Genomic DNA, 23,625 nt, shown 5'->3' on the forward strand with positions numbered 1-23,625 from the left:
GACGCGGCGGTCCCGGTCAGTCGAGGAGGTCGCCCGGGTCGAGGGTCACCTCCGGGGTCTCCGCCGCCGGGGCCGTCGTCTCCGTGACGGGGCTGCCCGTGGCGGGTGTCTCGGGGATCCCGGTGGCGGTCGGTTCCGGGTCCTTCTCCTCCGGGCGGCAGTTCTCGGCGCAGCCGCCGAAGCGGGCCGTGTCCACCGGGGTGAACGCCGTGGGAGGCACCCCGCGCAGCGCCGACAGCATCGTGTCCAGCCAGATCGGGCCGGGGATGCTCGCCCCCTGCACCGACCCGTAGTACCGGCCGCCGATCGTCACCCCGGTCAGCTTGTAGCGCTGCGAGCCCCGGGGATCGCCGAGGCTGACCGCGCCGGCCAGGTCGGGGGTGAAGCCGGCGAACCAGGCCGAGGCGTAGTCGTCCGTGGTGCCCGTCTTGCCGGCCGCGTCCCGGCCGAGGCCGCCGACCCCGCGCATGGTGCCCTTGGTGAACACGCCCGACAGGACCTCGGCGGTGGCGTCCGCGACGGCCGGGTCGAGGGCCTGGCGGCACTTGGGCCGGTAGCGGGTGTTCTCGCCGTCGCGGCCGGTGATCCGGGTGACGGCCATGGGCGCGCAGTACTCGCCCCTGGCCGCGATGGCCGCGTACGCGGTCGCGATGGTGACCGGGTCGCTCTCGTTGATGCCGAGCGTGAACGTCTCGTACTCCTGCAGCTTCTTCCCGTCGGCCCGCCGCACGCCGAGGGACTTGGCCGTCTTGACCGTGTCACAGAGGCCGACCCGCTCCTCCAGTTCCATGAAGAACGTGTTCACCGAGTTCCAGGTGCCGCTGCGCAGCGTCTTCCAGCCGGGAGAGCCCTCGTCGTTGGTGACGGTGTGGCCGGGGTCGCCGATGCTCTGGCCGGCGCAGTTCTTGAACGTCGCGTACGACGGCGCCCGGTAGCCCGCCCCCGCGGCCAGCCCGTCGTCCAGCTTCATGCCCTGCTTCAGCGCGGTGATCAGGGTGAACGTCTTCATCGTCGAGCCCGGCTGGAACCCGATGCCGCCGCCGTGCGCGGTGTCGGCGACCACGTTGTACGAGATCTCGTTCCTGGCCGCCTTGGTCCCGTACCGCCGGCTGGCGGCCATCGCCCTGATCGCCCCCGTACCGGGCTGGACCAGGGCCTGGGCCGCGACGGGCGCGTCCGAGGGGTGCACGTAGCGGGCGACGGCCCGCTCGGCGGCGGCCTGCATGCCGGGGTCGAGCGTGGTCGTGATGGTCAGGCCGCCGCGGTTGAGCCTGGCCAGCCGGGCCTTGGCGGTGGGGCCGAAGTCGGGGTTGTTGAGGACCTCCTGGCGGACATAGAGGCAGAAATACGGATATTTGCTGGATTCGCAGCCGCCGGGCAGGCGGGTGCCCTTGTACCCCAGCTTGGTGGCCTTGGCCCGGGCCGCCTGATCCGCGGTGATCTCGCCCAGCTCGGCCATCCGGTCCAGGACGACGTTGCGGCGCTTGAGCAGGCGGTCGCGCTGCGCCCGGCCCAGGTTGGGGTCCGTGGCGTTCGGGTCCTGGACGGCGCCGGCCAGCGTCGCCGCCTGCGGCAGGGTCAGGTCGGCCGCGTGCGTGCCGAAGAAACGCTTGGCCGCCGCCTCCACCCCGTACGCGCTGGCACCGAAGTACGCGATGTTCAGATATTTCTCAAGAATCTGGTCCTTGGTGTACTTCTCCTCGATGCCCATCGCGTACCGCAGCTCGTTCAGCTTGCGCGCGTAACTCGCCTCCAGGGCCGCGTGGCGATCCTCGTCCGTGGTGGCCGCGTTGAACAGCACCTGCTTGACGTACTGCTGGGTGATGCTGGACCCGCCCTGGCTCACCCCGCCGGAGCGCAGGTTCGTGGCGAGCGCGCGCAGCGTGCCCTCGATGTCGATCGCCCCGTGCTGGTAGAAGCGGAAGTCCTCGATCGACACGATCGCCGTCTTCATCTCCGGCGAGATCTCGTCGAAGCCGACGACCTCGCGGTACTCCTCGTAGAACCGGGCGATCTCACCGCCCTTGGCGTCCCGCACGATCGTCACCTCGGCCGGCGGCGGCTCGGTCAGGTCGGCGGGCGCGAGGTTCACCTCCTCGGCCGCGGCCACGAACCCGGCGCCCGCGCCCCCGACGGCCGGGATCGCGATGGCGGCCACCAGCACGCCGGCCGCGGCCCCCGCCGCGGCCAGGCGGGCGATCTTCGTCCCCCGTCGCCACATCAGAGCCTGCCGAGCCCGCGGGCGAGGATGGTGGCGGCACGCGCGATGGCCGCGTCGTTCGTGACGGCGCCGGAGCCCTCGCGGTTGGTGTAGACGGCCAGGATGATCGGAGCGGCCTTGCGGCCGGCCGGCCAGGCGACGGCGATGTCGTTGCCCGCGCCGATCTCGGTGTTCGTGCCGGTCTTGTCGCCGACCGTCCAGCTCTTCGGCAGGCCGGCGCGGATGCGGGCGCCGCCGGTCTCGGTCGCGATCAGCCAGCCGTTGAGCCGCTCGCGGTCCTTGGCGCTCAGCGCGCCGCCGGTCGTGACCGCGCGCAGGTCGCGGGCGATGGCGGCGGGCGTGGTGGTGTCGCGCCTGTCCTTGGGGGCCCAGTCGTTGAGCTCGGTCTCCCAGCGGTCGAGGCGGGAGACCGGGTCCTTGAGCGTACGGAAGTACCGCGTCAGCCCGGCGGGCCCGCCGATCTGCTTGAGCACCATGTTGCCCGCGGTGTTGTCGCTCAGGGTGATCGCCGCCCGGCACAGTTTGGCGACCGTCAGGCCGTCCTTGACGTGCTTCTCCGTGGTCGGCGAGTTGGGCTTGAGGTCCGCGGCGGTCCACTTGACCACCTTGTCCATCAGGCCGGGCTGGCTGGTGCGGGCCCGGTGCAGCGCCGCCGCGCAGGCCATCGCCTTGAACGTGGACAGCAGCGGGAAACGCTCGCCCGACCGGTAGGCCAGGGTCCTGCCGCTGGCGGTGTCGATGGCGTACGCGCCGATGCGGCCCTTGAACGACGCTTCGAGCGCCCGCAACTCCTTCTTGACCTGTGCTTCGCCCGATATGGCCGCCCGCGCGGCGGGCGCCGTCGCGGCCGTGGCCGGGGCGGCGGTGAGGGCGGCGCCCGCCAGGAGGGAGGCCGTCAGCGCGGTCGCCCGCAGGGCGGCGGGGCAGCGGAGGTTGCGCATGCGTAGTCCTTGCTTTCGTCGATCGGGGTCCGGAGGGCAGGAGCAAAGCAGATGCGCTCGGCCGATGTCTAATAGCGATATCGCGAAAGAACTCATATCGGATCCGGAATGACCGCAGGTCAACCCGGATCAGCGGACTTCTTTGCCGTAACGGCAACGGGATTCGCTCCGGCCGCCGGGATCGCGCCATAGCCTGGTGCCGCGGTGCGGCGGGGAGAGGCAAGGAGAGGTGAGATGTCCGAGATCACGCATCGGCTCGTCGAGGTGCCGGGAGGCCGGATACACGTGGCCGAGCAGGGCAGCGGCCCGCTGGTGCTGCTGGTGCACGGCTTCCCCGAGTCGTGGTACTCCTGGCGTTACCAGCTCCCCGCGCTCGCCGCGGCCGGGTTCCGGGCGGCGGCCGTCGACGTGCGCGGCTACGGCCGCTCATCGAAGCCGGCGCAGGTCGAGGACTACCGCATGGTTTCCTGCGTCGCCGACAACGCCGCCGTCGTCCGGGCTCTGGGCGAGCGCTCCGCGGTGATCGTCGGGCACGACTGGGGCTCGCCGATCGCGGCGAACTCCGCGCTGTTGCGGCCCGACCTCTTTCGCGCGGTCGGCCTGCTGAGCGTCCCGTACACGCCGCGCGGCCCGCACCGCCCCACCGACGGGTTCGCCAGGATGGGCGGCGAGGAGGAGTTCTACGTCAGCTACTTCCAGACGCCCGGGCGGGCCGAGGCCGAGATCGAGCCCGACGTGCGCGGCTGGCTGGCCGGCTGTTACGCCAGCCTGTCGGGCGACACGATGGCGGAGAGCGCCTGGCTGGTCCGGCCCGGCGGGCGGCTGCGCGACCGTTTCCCCGAGGGTGTCAGGCCGGCCTGGCTCACCGAGGCCGACCTCGACGTCTACGCGGGGGAGTTCGAGCGTACGGGCCTGACCGGGGCGCTCAACCGCTACCGCAACATGGACCGCGACTGGGAGGACCTGGCCGCGTGGGACGGAGCGGCCATCACCCAGCCGGCGCTGTTCGTCGGCGGGGAGCTCGACCCCACCACGTCCTGGATGGGCCGCGCCGTCGAGGCCCTGCCCAGGACGCTGCCCGGCCTGGCCGGCGCGCACCTCCTCGACGGCTGCGGCCACTGGGTGCAGCAGGAACGCCCGGACGAGGTCAACCGGCTCCTCACCGGATGGCTGCGGTCGCTGTCGTGAGCCGATCGTGCACGGTGTGTGCACAGCACGGGGCCGTACTCTTGGGTAGGGTCGAGTCATGCCTCACTTCGGACGCCGGTTCGTGCCCCTGGCCCTCTTCGCCTCGTGTGTTCTCGCCGCCGGTTGCAGCGAGGTCAACAGCACCATCGACAAGGCTCAGGCCTGCCTGGAAGCTCCCAAGATCGTCACCGAGCTCATCGCGGAGGTCTCCAAGCTGACCAACGACCCGCAGGCCCTGGACAAGGCCCTGGACGACGCGGCGACCAAGCTCAACGACGTCGCCGACGAGGCCGCCAACACCACGATCAAGGAAGCCTCCGACAATCTGGCCACCACGCTGACCGGCATCACCGTCAAGGACGCCAACGACGCCGTCGACGCGGTGCAGAAGGTCGGCACCGACGGGGCCGCGTACGTGGAGAAGATCGCCCAAGCCTGCAGCTGACCCGGCCGCCGCTGGGGAGAATCCCCCCTTCTCTAGGGGAAATGGTGACGAATTACCGTTTTTCCTATGGAACCCGACCCGCGTTTCACCTTGGCCAACGAACGCACCTTCCTCACCTGGCTGAGCACGGCGCTGGCGCTCAGCGCGGGCGGGGTGGCCATGGCGGCGCTGCCTCCCGACGTGTTCGTCCCGTGGATCCGCACGGCGCTGGCCGTCGTGCTGGTCACCCTCTCCGCGCTGGCGGCGGGCATGGCCTACCCCCGCTGGCGCAACATCCAGCGCGCCCTTCGGCAGCAGGCGCCGCTGCCTCCGCCCGCGCTCGCGGCCGTCTTCGGCTACGGCGTCGCGGCCGTGGCCGTGGTCGCCCTGGTCCTCATCATCGCCTCCATCTGACCGATGCCGGGAAGTGAGGAGATCTGGGACGAGGGCCTGCAGAGCGAGCGCACCCGGCTGGCCTGGGTGCGCACGGCCGTGGCCCTGTCCACCGGCGGCCTGGCGGCGACCGGGCTGGCCCTGCGGCACGGCCTGCCCGCGTTCGCGATCGCCGGTTTCGCCCTGGCCGCGCTCTGCGGCGGCGTGCTGCTGATCAGGACGCGGGTGCGCTTCCGCCGGGTGCAGGCGGCTTTGCACGCGGGAACGCCGCTGGACGCGGGACTCGACGCGGTCTTCGCCTGGCTCGGCACACTGAGCGTGGTGGCGGGCGCCGTCGCCTTCGTCGTCAGCGTTCGGTAAGGCCGCTTGCGGGAAGCCGGGAAGGGGGCGGACACTCGAAGCAGGGGGTGACCTCGTGGAAGAAGTACACAGGAACGTGCCTTTCGAGTGCCGCCACTGCTGGCACGTCTGGCATGAGGACTACGTCGTCAGGCACTTCGAGGACGACCACGGAAACGCCGGGGAGATCTGGCTGCGGGCCGGCCTTCCCGCCGCGCCGCCGTCGGCGGGCGTCAGTTGCCCGTCATGCGGCTGTCAGGACGCCACGATGTTCCCGGACGGCTACCTGTCGCGCCATCCGGAGCTGATCCCACCGGCCGAGCCGGCCGCGCCCGACCCGACGCCGATGCTCACCCCGGTGCGCAAACCGCTGTACTGACAGCCGCCGGGCGTGCCCGCCTCCTGACGGGCACGCCCGCGCGGCCGCTCACGGCGACGCGGGCGCAGGCTCTCCGACCGAGCCCGGCCACCGCGACGCAGGACGCTAGCTCAGGCTCTCCAGCCACGCCCGGTGCAGCCCGGCGAAGCGCCCGGAGGCGGCGATGAGCTGGTCGGGCGGGCCGTCCTCGACGATCCGGCCGTGCTCCATCACCAGCACCCGGTCGGCGATCTCCACCGTCGACAGCCGGTGCGCGATGATCAGCGCCGTCCGGTCGGCCAGGATCGTCCGCAGCGCCCGCTGCACCAGCCGCTCGCTCGGCACGTCGAGGCTGGAGGTCGCCTCGTCGAGGATGAGCACCGCCGGATCGGCCAGGAACGCCCTGGCGAACGCGACGAGCTGCCGCTGCCCGGCCGACATGCGGCCGCCGCGCTTGCCCACCTCGGTGTCGTAGCCGTCGGGCAGGCCCGCGATGAACTCGTGGGCGCCGATGGCCTTGGCCGCCTCACGGATCTGGTGGTCGCCGGCGTCGGGGCGGCCGAACCTGATGTTGTCCGCGACCGTACCGCTGAACAGGAAGTTCTCCTGCGTCACCATGACCACGGCCTGACGCAGCGTCGGCTCGTCGAGCGTGCGCAGATCGGCGCCGTCGAGCAGCACGGCGCCCTCGGTCGGGTCGTAGAAGCGGGAGATCAGCTTGGCCAGCGTGGTCTTGCCCGCGCCCGTCGCGCCGACCAGCGCCACACTCTGACCCGCCGGGATCGTCAGATCGAGGCGGGGCAGGATCGGCATCTCCTTGACGTAGGCGAACTCGACCCCGTCGAAGCGCACCTTGCCGCGCGCCCTGCCCTGCGGCAGCGAGGCCGGCTCGCGCGGCTCGGGCACCGAGGGCTCCTCCTCCAGCACGCCCGAGAGCTTCTCCAGCGCCGCGCCGGCCGACTGCAGCGTGTTGTAGAACTGGCTGATCTCCTGCATCGGCTCGTAGAACTGGCGCAGGTACAGCAGGAACGCGGCCAGCACGCCGATGTTGACCTCGCCGTGCAGGGCCAGGTAGCCGCCGTAGAGCAGCACGGCGCCGATCGTCATGTTGCCGATCAGCCTGACGCCGGTCATGAACGTCGCGCCGAGGTACATGCTGCGCGCGTTCGCGGCCCGGTAGTCGTCGTTGAGCTGCTTGAAGATCTCCTGGTTGCGCGGCTCCCTGCGGAACGCCTGCACCGCGCGGATGCCGATCATCGACTCCACGAAGTGCACGATCACCAGGGCGACCGCCTCGCGGGTACGCCGGTAGACGATGGCCGACTGCCGCTGGAACCACTTGGTGAACAGCAGCAGCAGCGGCAGCGGGACCAGCGCCACCAGGCCCAGGTGCACGTCCAGGATGAGCAGCAGCACCGCCGTGCCGACCAGCGTCAGCACCGCCTTGACCAGCGCGTCGAAACCCGACTGCACCAGCTCGGCGATGGCCTCGATGTCGGAGGTCAGCCGGGAGATGACCCGGCCGGAGGTGTAGCCCTCGTGGAAGCTCAGCGACAGCCGCTGGAAGTGGTCGAACACCCTTCTGCGCAGCTCCAGCAGGATGTTCTGGCCGATCGAGCCCATCAGCCCCAGGAACGCCTGCCGGGTGAACGCCTGGATGATCGCGGCGGCCAGGATCACCCCGACCACCGTGACCAGGACCGTGGCGCCCGACCCGGACACGATCGGCGGGATGCCCTCGTCGATCCCCACCGAGACCAGGAACGGGATGGACAGCCCGGCCGCGTTGGAGGTCACGATGATCAGGACGAGCAGCGCGATCTTCTTCCGGTACGGCCGCAGCAGGTCGCCGAGCAGGCGCCGCGACCGCGAGCGCAGCAGCACGGACACCTTGGCCGGCAGCTCGTCCTGATCCTCCGAGGCGACGCCGCGCCAGTCGCCGCTCTTCTCGGGAGCCGTCGTCGTGGTGGCGGGGGTGGTCATCGCAGCGCTCCTTCCGAGGCGTCGTCGAAGTCGGCGTCCTGGGCCAGCAGCTCCCGGTATTCGGGCACCTGGGCCAGCAGCTCGCGGTGCTGCCCGACGTGGGTGATGGTGCCGTCGCGCAGCAGCGCGACCTTGTCGGCCAGCAGCACGGTGGAGGCCCGGTGGGCGACCACGATGCCGGTCGCCTCGCGCAGTACGTGCCGCAGCGCCTCCTCCACCAGGGCCTCGGTCTCGGCGTCGAGCGCCGACAGCGTGTCGTCGAGCACGAGGACGCGCGGCTTGCTCAGCACCGCCCTGGCCAGGGCGAGCCGCTGCCGCTGGCCGCCGGACAGCGACAGCCCCTGCTCGCCGATCCGGGTGTCGAGCCCCCACGGCAGGTCGTAGACGAACATGGCCTGCGCGGTCTGGATGGCCTGCGCCAGCTCCTCCTCGGTCGCGTCGAGCCGGCCGAGCATGAGGTTCTCGCGCACGCTCATCGAGAACAGCGTGGGCTCCTCGAACGCCGTCGCCACCACCGAGCGCAGCGTCTTCAGGTCGAGGTCGCGTACGTCGTGACCGTCGATCGTGACCCGGCCGGAGGTCGGGTCGATCAGGCGCGGCACCAGCGCGGTCAGGGTGGTCTTGCCCGCCCCGGTCGCGCCCACGATGGCCACCGTCTCGCCCGGCCGCACCTCCAGCCAGACGTCACGCAGCACCGGCTCCTCGGAGTCGGCGAAGCGGAAGCCGACGCCCTCGAAGCGCAGGTGGCCGCGCGGCTCCTCGATGGTGCCGGTGCCGCCCTCGATGGCCGGGACGGTGTCCATGACCTCCATGAGCCGGTCGGCCGAGGTCATCGCCTCCTGGGCCATCGCCAGCAGGTAGCCCAGGCTGGCCACGGGCCAGACGAGCTGCAGCATCAGCGTGGTGAAGGCGACCAGCGCGCCCAGCGTCAGCGCGCCCTCGCCGACCGCCAGCGCGCCGAGCAGCACCACCAGGGCCAGCGTGATGTTGGGGATGATCTCCAGGAAGGAGAAGAATTTGGCCGACAGGCGTACCTTGTCCATCGACGAGGCGTACACCTTGCGGGCGGCGTCGTCGTACCGGTCGTAGACGTGGTGGCGGCGGCCGAACGCCTTGATCGTGCGGATGCCGATCGCGGACTCCTCGACGAGCGTGGCGAGGTCGCCCTGCTCGTCCTGGACCTGGCGGGAGATCCTGATGTAGCGCTTCTCGAAGCGCAGCGACGTCCACACGATCGGCACGACCGAGGCCAGCACCAGCAGGCCGAGCGGCCAGTACTTGTTCAGCAGCAGCACGGTGACCGCGCCGACCTGGAGCACGTTCATGACCAGGAAGAGCATGCCGAAGCCGAGGAAGCGGCGGATCGTCGACAGGTCGGTGGTCGCCCGTGATAACAGCTGCCCCGACTGCCAGTCTCCGTGGAACCCCATGGGCAGGCGCTGCAGGTGCTCGTAGAGGTCGTCGCGAAGTGCGGTCTCCAGGCCGAGCACCGGCCGGACCTGCATGTAGCGCCGGAACAGGATCAGCAGCGCCTCCAGGGCGCCGACGCCGATCGCGAGCAGCCCGAGGGGTAGCAGCCCGCCGGCGTCACCGTGGTGCACGGGCCCGTCGATGACTCTCTCGATGATGAGAGGGAACGCGATGACGGTGGCGATTCCGGCGATCGCCGTCAGCCAGATGATGATCAGTCTGGTGACGTAGGGGCGGAGGTAGGACTTCATCCGCCACAGTGAGTTGGAGGAGAGCAGGGGACGGCGAGGTTTGTGCGTATCGGGAGGCATCCCTTCTAGGCTAATACGTGGGATCAACCGATTTTCTGTGGCCCCACGGTGGGGTTTCCGTATGTGACGTGCGCAAACGTGAAAGATCGTGCACTTCCGGCGGACCGTTACCCGCTCGCTCGGCGGTCGCACTCACGTCTGAGATGGTGAATCATGATCGAGCAATCCGAGCTGCCGCACCTGCGCCGCTGCGTCGAGCTGGCCACCCGGGCCCTGGAACTGGGCGACGAACCGTTCGGCTCGGTGCTGGTTTCGGGCGACGGCGCCGCCCTGGCCGAGGACCACAACCGGGTGGCGTCGGGAGACCGCACCCGGCATCCGGAGTTCGCGCTCGCCCGCTGGGCGGCCGAGCACCTGACACCCGAGCAGCGGGCCGCGGCCACCGTCTACACCTCGGGCGAGCACTGCCCGATGTGCGCCGCCGCGCACGCCTGGGTCGGGCTGGGCCGCATCGTCTACGCCTCCTCCTCGGTCCAGCTCGACGGCTGGCTGAGCGAGCTGGGCGTGCCCGCCGCGCCCGTCCGCTCGCTGCCGGTCAACGAGGTCGCGCCCGGGGTCGTCGTCGAGGGACCGGTGCCCGAGCTGGCGGAGGAGGTCCACGAGCTGCACCGTCGCTACCACGGATGACGGTGGGTGTGCGTTTGACCTGCGTTTTGTCATGTAAGTGGCACAGTGTGACGCATGGCGCACTGTCGGTCCATCAGGTGCAGGATGACGATCGCGACGGTGGTCGTGTTCGGCATCCTGCTGCTGAGCGGGGCGTCGGTGATCTCACTCCTGTACCCGTCGCGGGTCAGGGACAGGATCGTCGATCAGGCCGACGAGGCCAGCCGGCGCATCACCACGCTCATCGACGACCGTAAGTTTCCCGGCCCCATCCCGCCGCAGGCCGGCGTGGGCCTGCTCCAGGTCGTCAACCTGGACGGCGAGGTGGTGGCGGCCAGCGCGGGGCTCGAAGGCCGGCCGCCGCTCACCCTGGAGCGGCCCGCGGGCGGCGACTCGCGGGTCAGCTCCCGGGTGTGCCTGCCCGAGGGCTGCCTGGTGGTCGTGGGCACCAGCAACCGCTCCACCGCCTACGGGTCGGTCGTGGCCTACGCCGCGATCCGTGAGCCGTTCCAGCTCGAAGCGTCCTACGTCGCCGCCATCCTCTTCGGCGCCTCCGGCGTGCTCCTGGCACTGATGGGCTGGGGCGCCTGGTACGGCGTCGGCCACGTGCTGGCCCCCGTCGAGCGCATCAGGCGCGGGCTGGAGCGGATCAGCGCCGAGGACCTCAGCCGGCGCATCGAGGTGCCCGGCACCCAGGACGAGGTGGCCGAGCTGGCCACGACCGTCAACGACACGCTGGCCCGGCTGGAGGACGCCGTGGCCAGGCACCGGCGGTTCGTCTCCGACGCCTCCCACGAGCTGCGCACCCCGATCACGGCGCTGATGGTACGGCTGGAGGCGGGGATGGAGGAGCGTACCGGGGAGGACTGGCGGGCCGCGCTGAACGACGCCCGGCGATTGTCCGACATCGTGCAGGACCTGCTGCTGATGGCGCGCCTTGACGCCGGCGCCAACATCCGGCAGGAGCGCATCGACCTGGGACGGCTGGTCGAGGAGGAGGCCGGGCGCCGCCCCGGCCGGCTGCCGGTCACCCTGAGCCTCGAACCGTGCGTGATCGTCAGGGGGAACCGGCTGCGGCTGGCCCGGCTGTTCACCAACCTGCTGTCCAACGCCGACCGGTACGGCGACACGCGGGTGCGGGTCTCGGTGTGCCGGCGGGGCGAGGAAGCGCTGCTGGAGGTGTCGGACGACGGGCCGGGCATCCCCGAGGACATGCGGGAGACCGTGTTCGAACGCTTCACCCGGCTGGACACGACCAGGTCACGCGACACCGGGGGGAGCGGGCTCGGCCTGCCCATCGCCCGCGACATCGCCAGGGCTCACGGGGGAGACCTCAGGATCGGGGAAGGACCGGAAACCCGGCTCGTCCTGTGCCTTCCCGCGGACTAGCCGCTCCACCGCCGCCAGCACGTCAGGGCTGGTGCCCGGTCGGTCGCGCAGGACACGCAGGACGTTCTCCAGCCGGTCGGGGCCCCGCCACCAGAGGCAGGCGACGGTGACGATATGCAGCACGTCGGCGTCGGGCAGATGGCGGGCGTCCACCTCCAGCTGCTTCAGCAGCCGATCCACGTACTCCCACGTCGGCGGCCGGTCCAGCGCCCGCGCGTAGGCGCGGATGTCGGGGGTGCGGCTCAGCAGGACGGCGAGCAGATCGGCGACGGGGCTGTGGGGGTGGGCGTCGAGGGTCTCGTCGATCTCCGTCAGGTAGGGGAGCAGGTCGACGAAGAGATGGGCGAGTGTGGAGTCGTCGCGGAAGGCGATCTCGCGCATCCAGGGCACGCGCCTCGACCGCATCCGGTACGGACTCTGAGTCCCTTCACCCTCGCCCGGCCAGGTGAAGAAGGCCAGCTCACGGAGATCGATGACCGGGTCCCGCTCGAACCCGGCCGTCATCATCCTGCTCCCGCCGCTCACGGAGTGGCGGATCCTGACGGTGCGGGTGAGCGAGTCCCACTCCGCCCTGCTGAGCTGCGCGTGCCACAGCCGGGAGATCCGGCGCCACAGCTCGTTCGCCGGCTCGGGCTGTTCGGTGCCGAGCAGGTCCGTGCCCGCGATCGGCTCGTTCGCCGACAGCACGGCGAGCAGCAGCAGGTTGGCGCTGTAGGCGGCGTACCGGACGGTGGCCTGCGCCCGTACCGGCTGGTAGGCGTCGTACGGGGAGCCGGGCCGCTCCATGAGCGAACCGGCGAACAGCTCGCACAGGTGCCGGGTCAGCAGCGCGCGCCGGTCGGGCGGGACGGCGGCCAGGCCGTACCCGAGGAAGTCCACGGTGGGCGCGCGGACGGTGAGGGCCGCGAACGACAGCAGCGCGTGCATGAAGGCGTCGTCCGGACGGGCGGGGCGGCGGCGGGACGTGGCGAACGCCAGCTCCTCCGCCAGGTCGGCCAGCTCCCTGACGACCAGCCGGGCGACCAGGTACTCGCCGAACGTGGCGTGCAGGAACTCGTAGGTCTTGAGCCGCTGGTCGTCGCGGAGCGCCTGGGTGGTGTGCACGAAGAAGAAGCCGCCGATGACGCTCTCGGCCGGAGTCAAGGAGCGGCGCAGGCCCTGGCTCTGGGCGGGGGAGGTCTCCTCCGGCAGCAGCGCCCCCAGGTCGGCGTCCAGGTCGGGCTCGGCGACCCACTGCCGGCCCCGGTTGAACATCGCGAACGCGGTGATCGACAGGCGCAGCAGGGCGTCCTCCACGGCCCGCGCCAGCTCCTCGTCCGTGAGGTCCGCCTGCGCCTTGCCGATCTCGCGGGCGGCGAAGCCCTGCAGCAGGCGTTCGTACAGCTCGGCCTCGTGCAGGTCCTCGCGCATGAGGCGCAGCGCGTTCGCGTCGGCGTCGTACAGGGCGAGCATGAGCAGCAGCAGGGGCTGCTCGGCGAGGTTGCGCACGGTCAGCACCCGCTCCACGGGCAGCGGCTGGAGGCCGCGCTCGCGGAAGTAGCCGTCGTTGCCGTCGTTCCAGGTGTTGATCCACCGGCGGATCTGGTCGTGGTCGAACGGTTCCAGCCGGATGACGGACGTCTCCGGCGGGATCCGCGCCCGGTCGGCCACCGCCGTCCTGGAGGTGACGACGACCGCCAGCGCCCGGCCCCGCTCGGCCTGGGCCTGCTGGAAGCGGGCCACCCGTTCCAGGTAGTCGCTCTGGTTCACGCCGGTCGCCTGGAGCAGCTCGTCGAAGCCGTCCAGCAGGACGACGGGCAGCGTCCCGCCGCCCGCGTGCACGAAGTCCGGCCACGACATCGTCTCGTCCAGCGCGGACCTGATGCCGTGCTCGATCTGGGCCAGCACGTCGCTGTCGGCGGGGAGGTCGCGCAGCTCGACGCGGAGCGGCAGGAACTCGCTCCCGGGCAGCCGGGCGGCCAGCACCCGGGTCAGCACCGACTTGCCCGCGCCCGGCTGGCCGAGCACGAGGAGGGGCGCGTGCGTGGCCTCGGGCAGGGTGAGATGGCCGGCCAGGAAGGAGGCCAGGTCGTGCCGGCGGGGCAGCGGCGCCCACTCCTCCTCCGCGGTGACCGGACGTCTCGCCGTCGGCGGGGGGAGCAGCCGGTAGCCGGGATCGACGTACCCCTGCTCCAGCGAGGGGATCCGCATCCCCGGCGGCGTCTGGGCGGAGGACACGGACGGGCGGGCGAGCACGGCCCGGTTCGCCCTGATCAGCGCCGCCAGCCGGTCGGACGGAGTGCGCGTCACCGGGATCGCGGCGAGCTGCCGCCTGATGCCGTCGAGCCCGCGCGCCAGGTCCCTGACCTGCGCCCGGGTGGCCTGGTGGTCGACGCGGTCGGCCCAGCACGCCACCTCGGGGAAGTCGGCCGCGAGCCGGTGGAACAACTCCTCGTAACGGCGTCTGGCGCGCGGCGGCAGGTCGCCGGCGAGCCTCGCCCTGGTGGTCTCGTCCCAGCGGTCCCAGCACGCCAGCCCGGACAGGAAACCGGTCAGCGAGACGGTGTAGTCCGCGTAGGTCTCCTCGACGCTCCTCAGCACCTTCTCGAACGGGACGGCGGGGGAGGGCAGCGGCGCCCGGCACGAGATCAGCGACCGCCCGACCTCCTCCGCGCCGGTGATCCTGCGCTGGTCGTCCGGCGTGAGCTCGCGCAGCACGTCCACCTCGGCGAGCGCGTCGAGGTAGGCGGTGACCACGATGACCGAGTGCGCCGCGGCCAGCCGCTGCGTGGTGTCGTACCGGCTCAGGCCCTTGACCTGGTCGCGCAGCCGGCGGAGGAACGCGTCGCCGAGCCGTACGGCCTCGGCCCGCGCGTCGAACAGGTCGATCGCGCCCAGCCCGAACAGGGCCATGGACGAGGCCTTGTCGAGGACGTCCGTGATCGCGCTCGGGCCGCCGAGCAGCGCCACGGCGTCGCGATAGGTCACTATCCGCCGCATCAGGCCCAGTCTGCCGGATCTCCGCCCGCGCCGGGCGCGATCGCCGCGGTCGGTGGATCGCCGCGGTCAGATCACGGGGTCGGCAGGTCGTCGGGGTCCGTAGATCGTCGGGTCCGTAGATCGTCGCGGTCCGTAGAATGAGCTATGAGCATCGAGCGCCTCTCCCGGGGACGCATCGTCGCCGCGGCCATCGACCTCATCGAGCGCGAGGGCGCCGACGCGGTCTCCATGCGGCGCATCGCGGCCGAGCTCGGCGTGGGGGTGATGTCGCTCTACAACCACGTGCCCAACAAGGACGCCCTGCTCAACGGGGTGGCCGAGGCGGTGCTGAGCCGGATCGAGTTCACCGACGACCCCGACGCCCACTGGACCGACCGGGTGCGCGCGCAGGCGCGGGCCTTCCGGCAGATCGCCCACCACCATCCGCGCTCGACCATGCTGGTCGTCAGCCGCCAGCTCCACTCAGCCGCCGGGCTGCTGCCCGTCGAGCGGGCGCTGGCCACGCTGCGCGGCGCCGGGTTCGACGGGGCGGACGCGGTGCGGATGCTGCGCATGTTCATCGCCTACATCGTCGGCTCGCTGCTGCGCGAGGTCGGGGTGACGCCCGCGTTCGCGCCCGAGCAGACCAGGACGATCACGGCGGACGGCGTCGATCCCGCGCTGTTCCCCGAGGTGAGCTCGCTGGCGGAGCTGCTGGCCGAGTGCGACCACGAGGCCGAGTTCGAGTTCGGGCTCGAACTGCTGATCAAGGCGATCGAGGCGCACGCGGGCCGTCGGGAGGGCACCCGGTGAGCTGCTCCGGATGCCCTCCGGAACGGGCTAGTACCAGTTGTGTGATCTCCAGTGCCCCCAGGCGCCGCAAGGCCTGCCGTACCTCCCCTTGATGTAGGCCAGGCCCCACCGGATCTGCGTCTCCGGGTTGGACTTCCAGTCGCGGCCGGCACCGCTCATCTTGCCGGCGGGAAGGGCCTGCGGGATGCCGTACGCGCCCGACGAGCGGTTGAGCGCCTTGTGGTTCCATCCGCTCTCGCGGGTCCACAGGTTGTCCAGGCAGTGGAACTCCCGGGCGTTCCAGGAGCGCTGGACGACGTGGTCGAGGGCGATCTTCTTGTTCCGGGTCGACGGCCGCACGGCCGCCATCTTCGGCTGCGCCGACGTGGTCCAGACGCCGGTCCTGACCGGTGGCCGGGACTCGGCCAGGGCCGGTAGGGCGGTGCCGAACGCGGTGATCGCGGTGACGGAGATGAGTGTGCCGCTCAGGGCTCGCTTGTCCACGGGAATCCTCACTGTCGGGTCGCGTGCGGACGGGCGCCGTCAGCCGGCGCCCTGCCGGTCCGCGCCCGTGGCTCGGGCGCGGAGGGTCCGCGTGGCCCTCCGGGATTTCCGTTACCGCCCGATCTCGCTGGGCGGCCCGGAGGGCACCGCGACGTGTCCTCTAGCACGATTCCTATTACGCGCTGTCACCGCGGTTCACGGATGGGGACACGCGAAGGACAGGTGTTTGTGTGATCGTTGCCGATAAAAGGTCCTCTCGCTGGAGCGGGATTGCCCGGTTCGCCGCCTGCCTGGGCGGGCCTTGCCGGAAAACGCGATCAAACCTGGGGTTTGGGTCAGTACCAACCGTGGGATTGGAAGTGCCCCCAGGCGCGACACGGCGAGGAGTAACGCTGCTTGATGTAGGACAGACCCCACTTGATCTGGGTGCGGGGGTTGGTCCGCCAGTCGCTGCCGGCCGAGGCCATCTTGTGCCCGGGGAGCGCCTGCGGGATGCCGTAGGCGCCCGACGAGCGGTTGCCGGCGCGGTGGTTCCATCCGCTCTCTCTGTGCCAGAGGCTCACCAGGCACCCGAACTGGGCCAGGCTCCAGCCGCGCGCGGCCACCAGGGGCCGGGCGATGGACTTGTTCTTGCCGCTGGTCTGGGAGCTCTGCGCCTGTGCGGCCGAGGCGCCGCCCGCCGCCACCAGGGTGGCGGTCAGGACCAGGACGCCGGTACGGCGGAGCATGGGCATGCGGGTTCCCTTTCGAGGGGGTTCATGGACCGCAGCACAGTGCCCGACTGGTTCCCTTTACAGCGAATTGACCATGAAAAGGTGGATCGTCAGTAAAGATCTCGATATATACCTTTTTCTGGGGGTTGGTGGCGAGATTGAGGACTGCGTCACATTTATCGTCCTGACTCGTTCTGTAGGGTCACACCATGAGCCTCAGCGACATCCCGCTCCGCACCCTCGCGGACGCCCCAACGACGTTGGCGGAACTGACGGGCGGCAAGCCCGCCCTGATCGTCAACGTGGCCTCGAAATGCGGCCTCACGCCCCAGTACGGCGGGCTGGTGCAGCTCCAGCGGCAGTACGGCCCCCGCGGCTTCACCGTCATCGGCATGCCGTGCAACCAGTTCGCCGGCCAGGAGCCGGGCTCGGCCGAGGAGATCGAGCAGTTCTGCGCCACCACGTACGGCGTGGACTTCCCGCTCCTGGAGAAGGCCGAGGTCAACGGGCCCGGCCGGCACCCGCTCTACGCCGAGCTGACCCAGGCCGCCGACGAGCAGGGCGAGGCCGGCGACATCCAGTGGAACTTCGAGAAGTTCCTGGTGGACGGCGACGGCCGGGTCGTGGCCCGCTTCCGCCCCCGCACCACCCCCGAGGACCCCGCGGTCACCGGAGCCATCGAAAAGCTCCTCTGACGGCGAACGACCCCATGCGACCGGGTTGCTCGGCCGCGCTACTCGGCGGTGTGCGCGAGGACGGCCGTGGCCAGTTCCTCGTGCACCTCCGGGGGCAGCGTGTGCCCCATGCCGTCGATCATCAGCAGCCGCGCCCCCGGGATCTCCTTCGCGATGAGCGCGCCGTGCCCCGGCTTGGCCGGCTCGTGGGTGCCCTCGACGACCAGCGTGGGCGCCTTGATCCGGCCCAGCACGCCCACCGGCTCGAAGTCCGGCCTGGCCGCCGCCGCCAGGCGATGGTTGGCCACGGCGTCCAGGTCGCGGGCCCGGTCGTAGATCCGCTCCTGGAGCCGGCGGGCGGCGTCCTCGTCGAACGGCAGCGCCGTGCCGTGCAGCACCCGCTGCTCGGCGATCATGACCTCGATGCGCTCCCTGCGGTCCTGAGGCGGCGGCGCGGCGATCAGCTCACGGAAGAAGGCGGTGAACTCCGGCGCGGGCTCGGGCAGGCTGCCCTCCGGTTGCGGCTGTCCCATCAGCGCCCGCATGATCACCATGCCCTCGCCGCCGCCGAGCGGTGAGGAGCCGATGACGGTGAGCGTCCGCACCCGTTCCGGCCGCTCCACCGCGATCAGCTGGCCGAGCAGCCCGCCCGCCGAGTGACAGACCAGGTGCGCGCTCTCCAGCCCGTGCGCGTCCATCACTCGCAGCACGTCGTCCTTGATGTCCTCCCACGTGTACGGGTTCGCGGCGAAGTCGACGGTGCCGGACCGGCCGGTGTCGCGGTGGTCGTACCGGATCACCCGGCGCCCGCCCGCGGTCAGCCTGCCGACGAACTCGTCCGGCCACAGGATCCCCTGCGACATCGACCCCATGATCAGCAGGATCGGCGCGTCGGTGGCGGCGCCGAACTCTTCACTCCAGATATCGATATGCATGCTCAAAGCATGTCCTGCCGGGCCGTGCCCGCCTTCCGTAGAACTACCAGCCGCGCCAGTTCCGTACGGGTGGTGATGCCCAGCTTCGGATAGATCTTGTACAGGTGGTACTCGACCGTGCGCGGGCTGAGGAACAGCCGCGCGGCGATCTCCTTGCTGGACAGGCCGTCGGCGACCAGCCCGGCGATGCGCAGCTCCTGCGGCGTCAGCGTGTCGAGCAGCGGCCCCGGCGCGGGCTCGGCGCTCTCGCCCGCCGCGCGCAGCTCGCCCTGCGCGCGCCGCGCCCACGGCCGCGCCCCCGCCGCCTCGAACGTCTCCATCGCCGCCCTCAGCCGGGGCCGCGCCTCGCCTGGACGGTACGCCCGGCGCAGCCGCTCGCCCAGCAACAGCCCGGTCCTGGCCGCCTCGAACGGGTTGGCGTGCAGCCGCAGCGCCTCCTCGAACCCGCCGGCGTCGTCCTCGACCAGGGCGTGACAGCGGGCCAGCAGCGCGCGCGACTCGTCGGTGCGGGCGTGCGCCGACCGTCGCCCGTACGCCTCCAGCGCCGCCCGCGCGGCCCGCGTGTCGCCCGCGCCCACGGCGGCCTCGATCCGGTCCGGCGCCGACCGCCACACCACCGCCGGGTGCCCGGCGCCCGGACCCGCCTGCGCCATCGCGGTGAACCGGTCGTGCGCCGCGGCGAACCGGCCCAGCCCCAGCTCCAGCATGGCCAGCGCGTACGCGGCCACCCCGACGCGCAGCCCCACCCGGTGCGGCACGGCGATGGCCAGCGCCTCCCGCGCCAGCCGCCCGCAGGTTTCCTCCTCACCGCGCAGCGCCGCCAGCACCGCCAGGTTGGCCAGGTGCGCGGCCACCGTGTTGCCGTAACCGGCCTCGCGGGCCAGCTCCAGCCCCTCCTCCGAGATGGCCTGACTCTCCGCCAGCCGCCCGGAGATCCGCTCGCCGGTGGCCACGAACTCCAGCACCACCGGCAGTTGCCCGGCCATCCCCGACACCCTGGCCACCCGCCCGGCCCGCCCGGCCAGCTCGGCCGACAGATCCGCCTCACCCAACTGACTGGCCGCCGCCGTAGCCCACAGAAACTCAGCCGCCTCCGTCAGCTCCCCGACCCGCTCCAACGCCCGAACAAGCAGCCCGTGCCCCCCGCCGTCAGCCCCGTCGCCGGACAACATCAGGCCGATGCCCACGAGCACGTCACGCAGGAAACCCTCCGGATGGGCCGCCGCCCGGCCGCCGAACCGGATCATGGCCTCGGTGTCGCCGACGTACGAGGCAGCCTCCATCGCGTCGGCCAGCATGCTCAGGCTTTCACCCGCGGACAGGATCCGCACGGCCTCGGCGGCGCTGCCGGAGTTCAGCTCGAACCTGCCGCGCAACTGGTCGATCTCGGCCGCCGTCACGGGATCGGAACCGGCCCGTTCGCGAGCCTCGGCCAGCAGCGACCCGGCCTGCCCAGGACGACCACCGAGCCAGGCCGCAACGGCGGCGTCCTTCAGCCTGGCCGCCCTGCTCACCGGATCGGGAGTCAGCTCGGCGGCCCGCGCCAGCGCGGTGGCCGCGTCACCATAGCCACCCCGCTCGCGAGCCCGCACGGCGGTAGCGGCCAGCGCCGCGGCCACCTCCTCGTCCTGTCCGAGCGCAGCCGCCGCCAGATGCCAGGCACGCCGATCACCCTCACACAGCCCGCCCAGCACCGCGTGCGCCGCACGCCGGTCAGCGGGTGCCGCCGCCTCGTGCACAGCCGACCGGATCAACGGATGCCGAAACCGCACGCCCGCACCGGGCACCAACACCAGCCCAGCCGCCTCCAGCTCATGCAAGGCAGCCCGGCCCGCGTCGGTCGAAGAGCCGGTCAGGACGGGAGCGCGGTCGTGCGATTCAGCACGCCCTGCGTCGGCCGCAGAGCCACCCGGGGCACGGGCTGCGTCGCGCGGCTCGACGCGCCCCGAGTCCGTCGAAAGACCCATCCTGGCGGCGGCGCGGAGTACCAGGTCCAGATCGCCTTCGACGGCCGCCAGCAGGGCGACCTGACGAGCCTGGGGGGACAGCGCGGCCACCTGCTCGCCGAAGAGCTGGGCGCCGCCGGGCAGCGGATCCGGCAGTGGCTCGCGGCCGGCCAGCTGGGCGGGGCTCAGCAGCCGCACGATCTCACGCAAGGCCAGCGGGTTCCCACCGGTCAGCGCCGCCAGCTCCCGCACGACCCCCGCTTCGACCCCAACGCCGGCACTCGCACTGGCGCCCGAGCGCGTTGTCGCGGACGTGATGTCGGCGTTCAGGAGGGCGGTGGCTGCGTCGGGTGGGAGGCCGCCGAGGGTCAAGGATGGCAGGCCCTTGACCGGCAGGGTGCCTCGTACGGACAGCAGCATCGCGATGCGTTCCGTGCTCAGGCGTCTGGCGGCGAAGAGCAGCGCGTCGGCGGAGGCTCGGTCCACCCACTGGAAGTCGTCCACCACGCAGACCAGCCCGTCCGGTACGGACGCCTCCGCCAGCAGCGACAGCACTCCGGCCGCCAGCAGGAACCGGTCACCGGAGGCGGCTCCGGCCAGTCCGAGCGCCCCGCGCACCGCCTCCCGCTGCGGCTCCGGCAGCGCGTCCAGCAGCCCGCCCGCCGGGATCGTCACCGGGCGCAGGAGTTGGTGCAGGGTGGCGAAGGCGAGGTCGGATTCGGGTTCGGCGCCGGTCGCCCGGAGCACGCGCATCGAGCCGGCCCGCGTGGCCGCCAGGTCGAGCAGGGCTGTTTTGCCTACGCCCGCGTCGCCACGCAGCACCAGAGCCCCGCCCGCACCCCCGCGAGCCCGGCCGAGCAGGTCGTCGATGGCGGCGATCTCCGCCGATCTGCCGAAAAGCACAATGGCCGACTGTATCCCTGTCTAGACACCTACTTCACACAGTAGTGGTACGAACGCGGTACGCCACCTTATCGGCTGGGTATCGAAACGAGGTTGCGGATGGCACCGCATCGAGACTCACGTCCCGCAGGGAGCGCGCTATGACGACCAATCCTTACTCCGGATCGCCCTTCAGCTACGTCGCGGAACCCCCCGTGTCGCCGTACGCGATCGTGGAGCTGATGCCCGGCGTGCGCAACTTGTGCGAATACGTCCGGCTGGAGCCGGGCGAGCGCGTGCTGTTGATGATGGAGCACACCGTCGACCCCGTCGTCGTGCAGGCCATCGCCGCCGCGGCGGCGATGCGCGACGCCGACGTGCGCATCCTGTCGGTGCCGCCGTTCACCCCGGGCGGATGGGACAGGGAGGCGTGGCTGGGCATCGAGACGGCCGCCTTCCGCGAGGCCGACGTCGTGATCAGCGGCACCTGGTGGGGCGAGGTGCACACGGCGCCGCTGTTCTTCGACCAGATCAAGTCCCGCTCCGCCCGCTTCCTGTCCCTGCACATGACCGCCACGGCCGGCGCGCTGATGACCGGCGGCCGGCTGCCCGCCGAGGTCTTCTACGCACTGTTGCGGCGGGCCCTGCGCCAGTTGTCCCGCGCCTCCTCGATCCGGGTGACGTCGCCGCGCGGGACGGACGTGACGTTCTCCGGGCTGACCTTCGACCCCGACCCCGGCGCGCTGCGGCCGGGCGACTGGCGGCCCTTCCCGTACGGCGGCGCCAACTTCTGGCCGACCGAGACCGAGGGCGTGCTCGTCGTCGAGGACTCCACCGTCACCGGCGTGCCCGAGGAGCCGCTGCGCGTCACGCTGGAGGGCAACCTGGTCCGCAAGATCGAGGGCGGGGCCGCCGCCGAGCAGCTGCGCAGGTACGCGCCGGGCGGCTTCTACATGCGGCACGGCCTGTTCGGGCTGAACCCGAAGGTCCGGCTGGCCGGCGGTACGCAGTTCGAGCGGGAGAAGCACGCGGGGGCCTTCTACTGCGGCCTCGACGGCCTGACCGACGGGGTGCCGGTCACCACGGGGCCCGGTTTCGCCCACTGCGACTGCCAGGTGGACCGGCCGACCGTGGTGGTGGACGGGGAGGTGTTCGTCGAGGAGGGGCGGCTGCTGATGCTGGACGAGCCGGAGATCAGGGAGGTGGCGGCGCGGTTCGGCCCGCCGGAGGTGATCCTCGACGACAACCCCGTAATGATTCTCCCGCGCCGCTACTCCGGTGCGGGAGAACGCCCCGCAGAAGGGTGACGGCCCGCAGGAGGATGGCGGTCCGTCCGCTGGAGGATGTCGGCTGTGCGACGGCGGCTCACTGCCGGTGCGGGCCGCAGCTGCCCCTGATGATGAGCTCCGTGGGCAGCATCACCCCGCGCGGCCTGCGCCCCCCTGAGCGCAGCACCAGCTCGGCGGCCCGGTAGCCCATGTCGCGGCCCGGCTGGGCGATCACCGTCAGGGGCGGGGAGCACAGCTCGGCCCAGGGCACGTCGTCGTACATGACGAGTGAGATGTCGCGCGGCACCCGGAGGTCGAGCTCCCTGGCGGCCAGCACCGCCGCCTCCCCGAGGACGTTGCCCCCGGCGACGACCGCCGACAGGTCGGGGCGGCTCTGGAACAGGCCGGAGGCGGCGGCGTAGGCGGAGTCGCGGCTGCCGGTGGCGAAGACGACCAGTTCCTCGTCCACGGGCGCGCCCACGGCGGCCCCGAACGCCGCCGCCCGCCGGTCGTGCCCTGGGCCCCCGAGGAAGGCGATGCGCCGGTGGCCGAGGCCGCGCAGGTAGCGCACCGCCGTACGGATGCCCGCCCGGTCGTCGGCCACCACGGACGGCGCGTCGAGCGGGCGCGGCCGGGAGCCGGAGGACACGCCGTCGAGCAGCATGAGGTCGTTGACGGCTGTCGCGGCGGGGTCGTCGTCCTCGTCGGAGGAGGGGCGGGCGGGCAGGCGGTCGGCGAAGACCACCGTCATGCCCGCGCGGATCGCGGGCGCCCAGGTGTCCTCGTCGCCCGACGGCACGGCGATGAGCCGGTCGACGCTCTGCTCCAGCAGCATCCCGATCAGCTCGGACTCCTGCTCGGGGTCGCCGGCCGTGGAGCCGAGCACGACCGGCTCGCCGGCCGCGCGGGCGCAGGCCAGCACGCCCTCGGCGAGCTGCGCGTGGAAGGTGTCGGTGAGGTCGGGGACGAGCAGGCCCATGCCTCCGGTACGGCGCTGGCGCAGGTTGCGGCCGAGCGCGCTGGGGCGGTAGTCGAGCTGGGCGGCGACGGCCAGGACGCGCTCTCGCGTGCGCGGGCTGGCCGAGCCGCCGGACAGCACGCGGGACACGGTCGCGACGCCCACGCCGGCCGCCTCGGCCACATCTTTGATCGTCGCGCGCTTGTCCATGGAAACGATTCCATCATGCTTCCACGGAAACGGGAAGCCGCCAGGGCCGACAAAGGCTGGTCACGCTGTAACCCTTGACACCGATGTCCGTTTCGGGTGAGATGCTTGAAAACGTATCCACGTTGGTGGGGACACGGTAACAACATCCGGGCTACCGCCCTG

Annotated in this window: 19 protein-coding genes and 1 pseudogene; 10 read left to right on the forward strand and 10 right to left on the reverse strand. The window is 71.8% G+C overall.

Annotated features, from left to right (window positions below; genetic code table 11):
* Positions 1-16: 16 nt before the first annotated feature.
* Together B0I32_RS01955 and bla are read right to left on the reverse strand one after the other, a co-directional pair.
* On the reverse strand, positions 17-2,221 hold the full coding sequence (locus tag B0I32_RS01955; RefSeq protein WP_106234376.1) for a transglycosylase domain-containing protein: 2,205 nt from the start codon (positions 2,219-2,221) through the stop codon (positions 17-19).
* On the reverse strand, positions 2,221-3,162 hold the full coding sequence (gene bla, locus B0I32_RS01960; RefSeq protein ID WP_106234378.1) for a class A beta-lactamase: 942 nt from the start codon (positions 3,160-3,162) through the stop codon (positions 2,221-2,223). The genes B0I32_RS01955 and bla overlap by 1 nt, the downstream gene beginning before the upstream one ends.
* 234 nt (positions 3,163-3,396) lie before the next feature.
* Between bla and B0I32_RS01965 the strand changes: the two genes are divergently transcribed.
* The 5 genes from B0I32_RS01965 (at position 3,397) to B0I32_RS01985 (ending at position 5,885) form a co-directional block, all read left to right on the forward strand.
* Positions 3,397-4,350 carry an alpha/beta fold hydrolase gene (locus B0I32_RS01965; RefSeq protein ID WP_106234380.1) on the forward strand — a complete coding sequence of 318 codons (954 nt, stop codon included), beginning with the start codon at positions 3,397-3,399 and terminating at the stop codon, positions 4,348-4,350.
* Positions 4,351-4,408: 58 nt separating this feature from the next.
* Entirely contained in the window at positions 4,409-4,795 is a 387-nt protein-coding gene (locus B0I32_RS01970) for a hypothetical protein (RefSeq protein WP_106234381.1), read from the forward strand.
* Positions 4,796-4,861: 66 nt separating this feature from the next.
* Entirely contained in the window at positions 4,862-5,188 is a 327-nt protein-coding gene (locus B0I32_RS01975) for a YidH family protein (protein ID WP_106234383.1), read from the forward strand.
* Between the two features lie 3 nt (positions 5,189-5,191).
* Positions 5,192-5,527 (forward strand): DUF202 domain-containing protein, encoded by a 336-nt coding sequence (locus B0I32_RS01980; RefSeq protein ID WP_106234385.1) that lies wholly within the window; start codon positions 5,192-5,194, stop codon positions 5,525-5,527.
* 55 nt (positions 5,528-5,582) lie between these two features.
* A complete protein-coding gene (locus B0I32_RS01985) occupies positions 5,583-5,885 on the forward strand; it encodes a hypothetical protein (RefSeq protein WP_146178005.1) in 303 nt (100 codons plus the stop codon).
* 105 nt (positions 5,886-5,990) lie between these two features.
* On the opposite strand, the gene B0I32_RS01990 is transcribed toward B0I32_RS01985, so the two are convergent.
* Together B0I32_RS01990 and B0I32_RS01995 are read right to left on the reverse strand one after the other, a co-directional pair.
* Positions 5,991-7,847 (reverse strand): ABC transporter ATP-binding protein, encoded by a 1,857-nt coding sequence (locus B0I32_RS01990; RefSeq protein WP_106234388.1) that lies wholly within the window; start codon positions 7,845-7,847, stop codon positions 5,991-5,993.
* Entirely contained in the window at positions 7,844-9,568 is a 1,725-nt protein-coding gene (locus tag B0I32_RS01995) for an ABC transporter ATP-binding protein (protein WP_106234390.1), read from the reverse strand. Before B0I32_RS01995 ends, B0I32_RS01990 begins: the two co-directional genes overlap by 4 nt.
* Positions 9,569-9,781: 213 nt before the next feature.
* On the opposite strand from B0I32_RS01995, the gene B0I32_RS02000 reads away from it, so the two are divergent.
* Positions 9,782-10,255 carry a nucleoside deaminase gene (locus B0I32_RS02000; RefSeq protein WP_181306903.1) on the forward strand — a complete coding sequence of 158 codons (474 nt, stop codon included), beginning with the start codon at positions 9,782-9,784 and terminating at the stop codon, positions 10,253-10,255.
* Between the two features lie 84 nt (positions 10,256-10,339).
* Positions 10,340-11,623: a sensor histidine kinase gene (locus B0I32_RS02005; RefSeq protein WP_106234393.1), complete on the forward strand. Its 1,284-nt coding sequence runs from the start codon at positions 10,340-10,342 to the stop codon at positions 11,621-11,623.
* A 2,382-nt stretch (positions 11,624-14,005) separates the two neighbouring features.
* Here the strand turns inward: B0I32_RS02005 and B0I32_RS61545 are convergent.
* A pseudogene (locus tag B0I32_RS61545) lies at positions 14,006-14,602 on the reverse strand (NACHT N-terminal helical domain 7-containing protein); the annotation flags it as partial.
* Between the two features lie 144 nt (positions 14,603-14,746).
* Between B0I32_RS61545 and B0I32_RS02010 the strand changes: the two are divergent.
* A complete protein-coding gene (locus B0I32_RS02010; protein ID WP_106234394.1) occupies positions 14,747-15,394 on the forward strand; it encodes a TetR/AcrR family transcriptional regulator C-terminal domain-containing protein in 648 nt (215 codons plus the stop codon).
* A gap of 27 nt (positions 15,395-15,421) precedes the next feature.
* On the opposite strand, the gene B0I32_RS57400 is transcribed toward B0I32_RS02010, so the two are convergent.
* Positions 15,422-15,877, reverse strand: a complete 456-nt coding sequence (locus tag B0I32_RS57400) for an aggregation-promoting factor C-terminal-like domain-containing protein (RefSeq protein ID WP_181306904.1) — start codon at positions 15,875-15,877, stop codon at positions 15,422-15,424.
* A gap of 335 nt (positions 15,878-16,212) precedes the next feature.
* The gene (locus B0I32_RS62055; RefSeq protein ID WP_342751701.1) at positions 16,213-16,611 is read right to left on the reverse strand and encodes an aggregation-promoting factor C-terminal-like domain-containing protein; all 399 of its coding nucleotides are present in this window, start codon (positions 16,609-16,611) and stop codon (positions 16,213-16,215) included.
* Positions 16,612-16,799: 188 nt separating this feature from the next.
* Between B0I32_RS62055 and B0I32_RS02025 the strand changes: the two genes are divergently transcribed.
* Positions 16,800-17,285 (forward strand): glutathione peroxidase, encoded by a 486-nt coding sequence (locus B0I32_RS02025; RefSeq protein WP_106234396.1) that lies wholly within the window; start codon positions 16,800-16,802, stop codon positions 17,283-17,285.
* Positions 17,286-17,323: 38 nt separating this feature from the next.
* Here the strand turns inward: B0I32_RS02025 and B0I32_RS02030 are convergent, their stop codons facing one another.
* Both B0I32_RS02030 and B0I32_RS02035 read right to left on the reverse strand, forming a co-directional pair.
* A complete protein-coding gene (locus tag B0I32_RS02030; protein ID WP_106234397.1) occupies positions 17,324-18,199 on the reverse strand; it encodes an alpha/beta fold hydrolase in 876 nt (291 codons plus the stop codon).
* Between the two features lie 2 nt (positions 18,200-18,201).
* Entirely contained in the window at positions 18,202-21,048 is a 2,847-nt protein-coding gene (locus B0I32_RS02035) for a helix-turn-helix transcriptional regulator (RefSeq protein ID WP_106234399.1), read from the reverse strand.
* Positions 21,049-21,188: 140 nt separating this feature from the next.
* Between B0I32_RS02035 and B0I32_RS02040 the strand changes: the two genes are divergently transcribed.
* On the forward strand, positions 21,189-22,334 hold the full coding sequence (locus B0I32_RS02040) for a 2,5-dihydroxypyridine 5,6-dioxygenase NicX family protein (RefSeq protein ID WP_106234400.1): 1,146 nt from the start codon (positions 21,189-21,191) through the stop codon (positions 22,332-22,334).
* A gap of 58 nt (positions 22,335-22,392) precedes the next feature.
* On the opposite strand, the gene B0I32_RS02045 is transcribed toward B0I32_RS02040, so the two are convergent.
* Positions 22,393-23,463 (reverse strand): LacI family DNA-binding transcriptional regulator, encoded by a 1,071-nt coding sequence (locus B0I32_RS02045; protein ID WP_106234402.1) that lies wholly within the window; start codon positions 23,461-23,463, stop codon positions 22,393-22,395.
* Positions 23,464-23,625: the final 162 nt, after the last annotated feature.

The sequence above is a fragment of the Nonomuraea fuscirosea genome (assembly GCF_003001935.1).
In the GTDB taxonomy this organism is placed as follows: Bacteria; Actinomycetota; Actinomycetes; order Streptosporangiales; family Streptosporangiaceae; genus Nonomuraea; species Nonomuraea fuscirosea.

What these genes read in the sequence shown, in the direction of transcription:
- B0I32_RS02000 (WP_181306903.1), top strand. Translation starts at nt 9,782, where the DNA reads ATGATCGAGCAATCCGAGCTGCCGCACCTGCGCCGCTGCGTCGAGCTG.
- B0I32_RS02025 (WP_106234396.1), top strand. Translation starts at nt 16,800, where the DNA reads ATGAGCCTCAGCGACATCCCGCTCCGCACCCTCGCGGACGCCCCAACG.
- B0I32_RS02040 (WP_106234400.1), top strand. Translation starts at nt 21,189, where the DNA reads ATGACGACCAATCCTTACTCCGGATCGCCCTTCAGCTACGTCGCGGAA.
- bla (WP_106234378.1), bottom strand. Translation starts at nt 3,162, where the DNA reads ATGCGCAACCTCCGCTGCCCCGCCGCCCTGCGGGCGACCGCGCTGACG.
- B0I32_RS01980 (WP_106234385.1), top strand. Translation starts at nt 5,192, where the DNA reads ATGCCGGGAAGTGAGGAGATCTGGGACGAGGGCCTGCAGAGCGAGCGC.
- B0I32_RS62055 (WP_342751701.1), bottom strand. Translation starts at nt 16,611, where the DNA reads ATGCCCATGCTCCGCCGTACCGGCGTCCTGGTCCTGACCGCCACCCTG.
- B0I32_RS02010 (WP_106234394.1), top strand. Translation starts at nt 14,747, where the DNA reads ATGAGCATCGAGCGCCTCTCCCGGGGACGCATCGTCGCCGCGGCCATC.
- B0I32_RS01970 (WP_106234381.1), top strand. Translation starts at nt 4,409, where the DNA reads ATGCCTCACTTCGGACGCCGGTTCGTGCCCCTGGCCCTCTTCGCCTCG.
- B0I32_RS01975 (WP_106234383.1), top strand. Translation starts at nt 4,862, where the DNA reads ATGGAACCCGACCCGCGTTTCACCTTGGCCAACGAACGCACCTTCCTC.
- B0I32_RS01990 (WP_106234388.1), bottom strand. Translation starts at nt 7,847, where the DNA reads ATGACCACCCCCGCCACCACGACGACGGCTCCCGAGAAGAGCGGCGAC.
- B0I32_RS01965 (WP_106234380.1), top strand. Translation starts at nt 3,397, where the DNA reads ATGTCCGAGATCACGCATCGGCTCGTCGAGGTGCCGGGAGGCCGGATA.
- B0I32_RS01955 (WP_106234376.1), bottom strand. Translation starts at nt 2,221, where the DNA reads ATGTGGCGACGGGGGACGAAGATCGCCCGCCTGGCCGCGGCGGGGGCC.
- B0I32_RS02030 (WP_106234397.1), bottom strand. Translation starts at nt 18,199, where the DNA reads ATGCATATCGATATCTGGAGTGAAGAGTTCGGCGCCGCCACCGACGCG.
- B0I32_RS02045 (WP_106234402.1), bottom strand. Translation starts at nt 23,463, where the DNA reads ATGGACAAGCGCGCGACGATCAAAGATGTGGCCGAGGCGGCCGGCGTG.
- B0I32_RS01995 (WP_106234390.1), bottom strand. Translation starts at nt 9,568, where the DNA reads ATGAAGTCCTACCTCCGCCCCTACGTCACCAGACTGATCATCATCTGG.
- B0I32_RS02005 (WP_106234393.1), top strand. Translation starts at nt 10,340, where the DNA reads ATGACGATCGCGACGGTGGTCGTGTTCGGCATCCTGCTGCTGAGCGGG.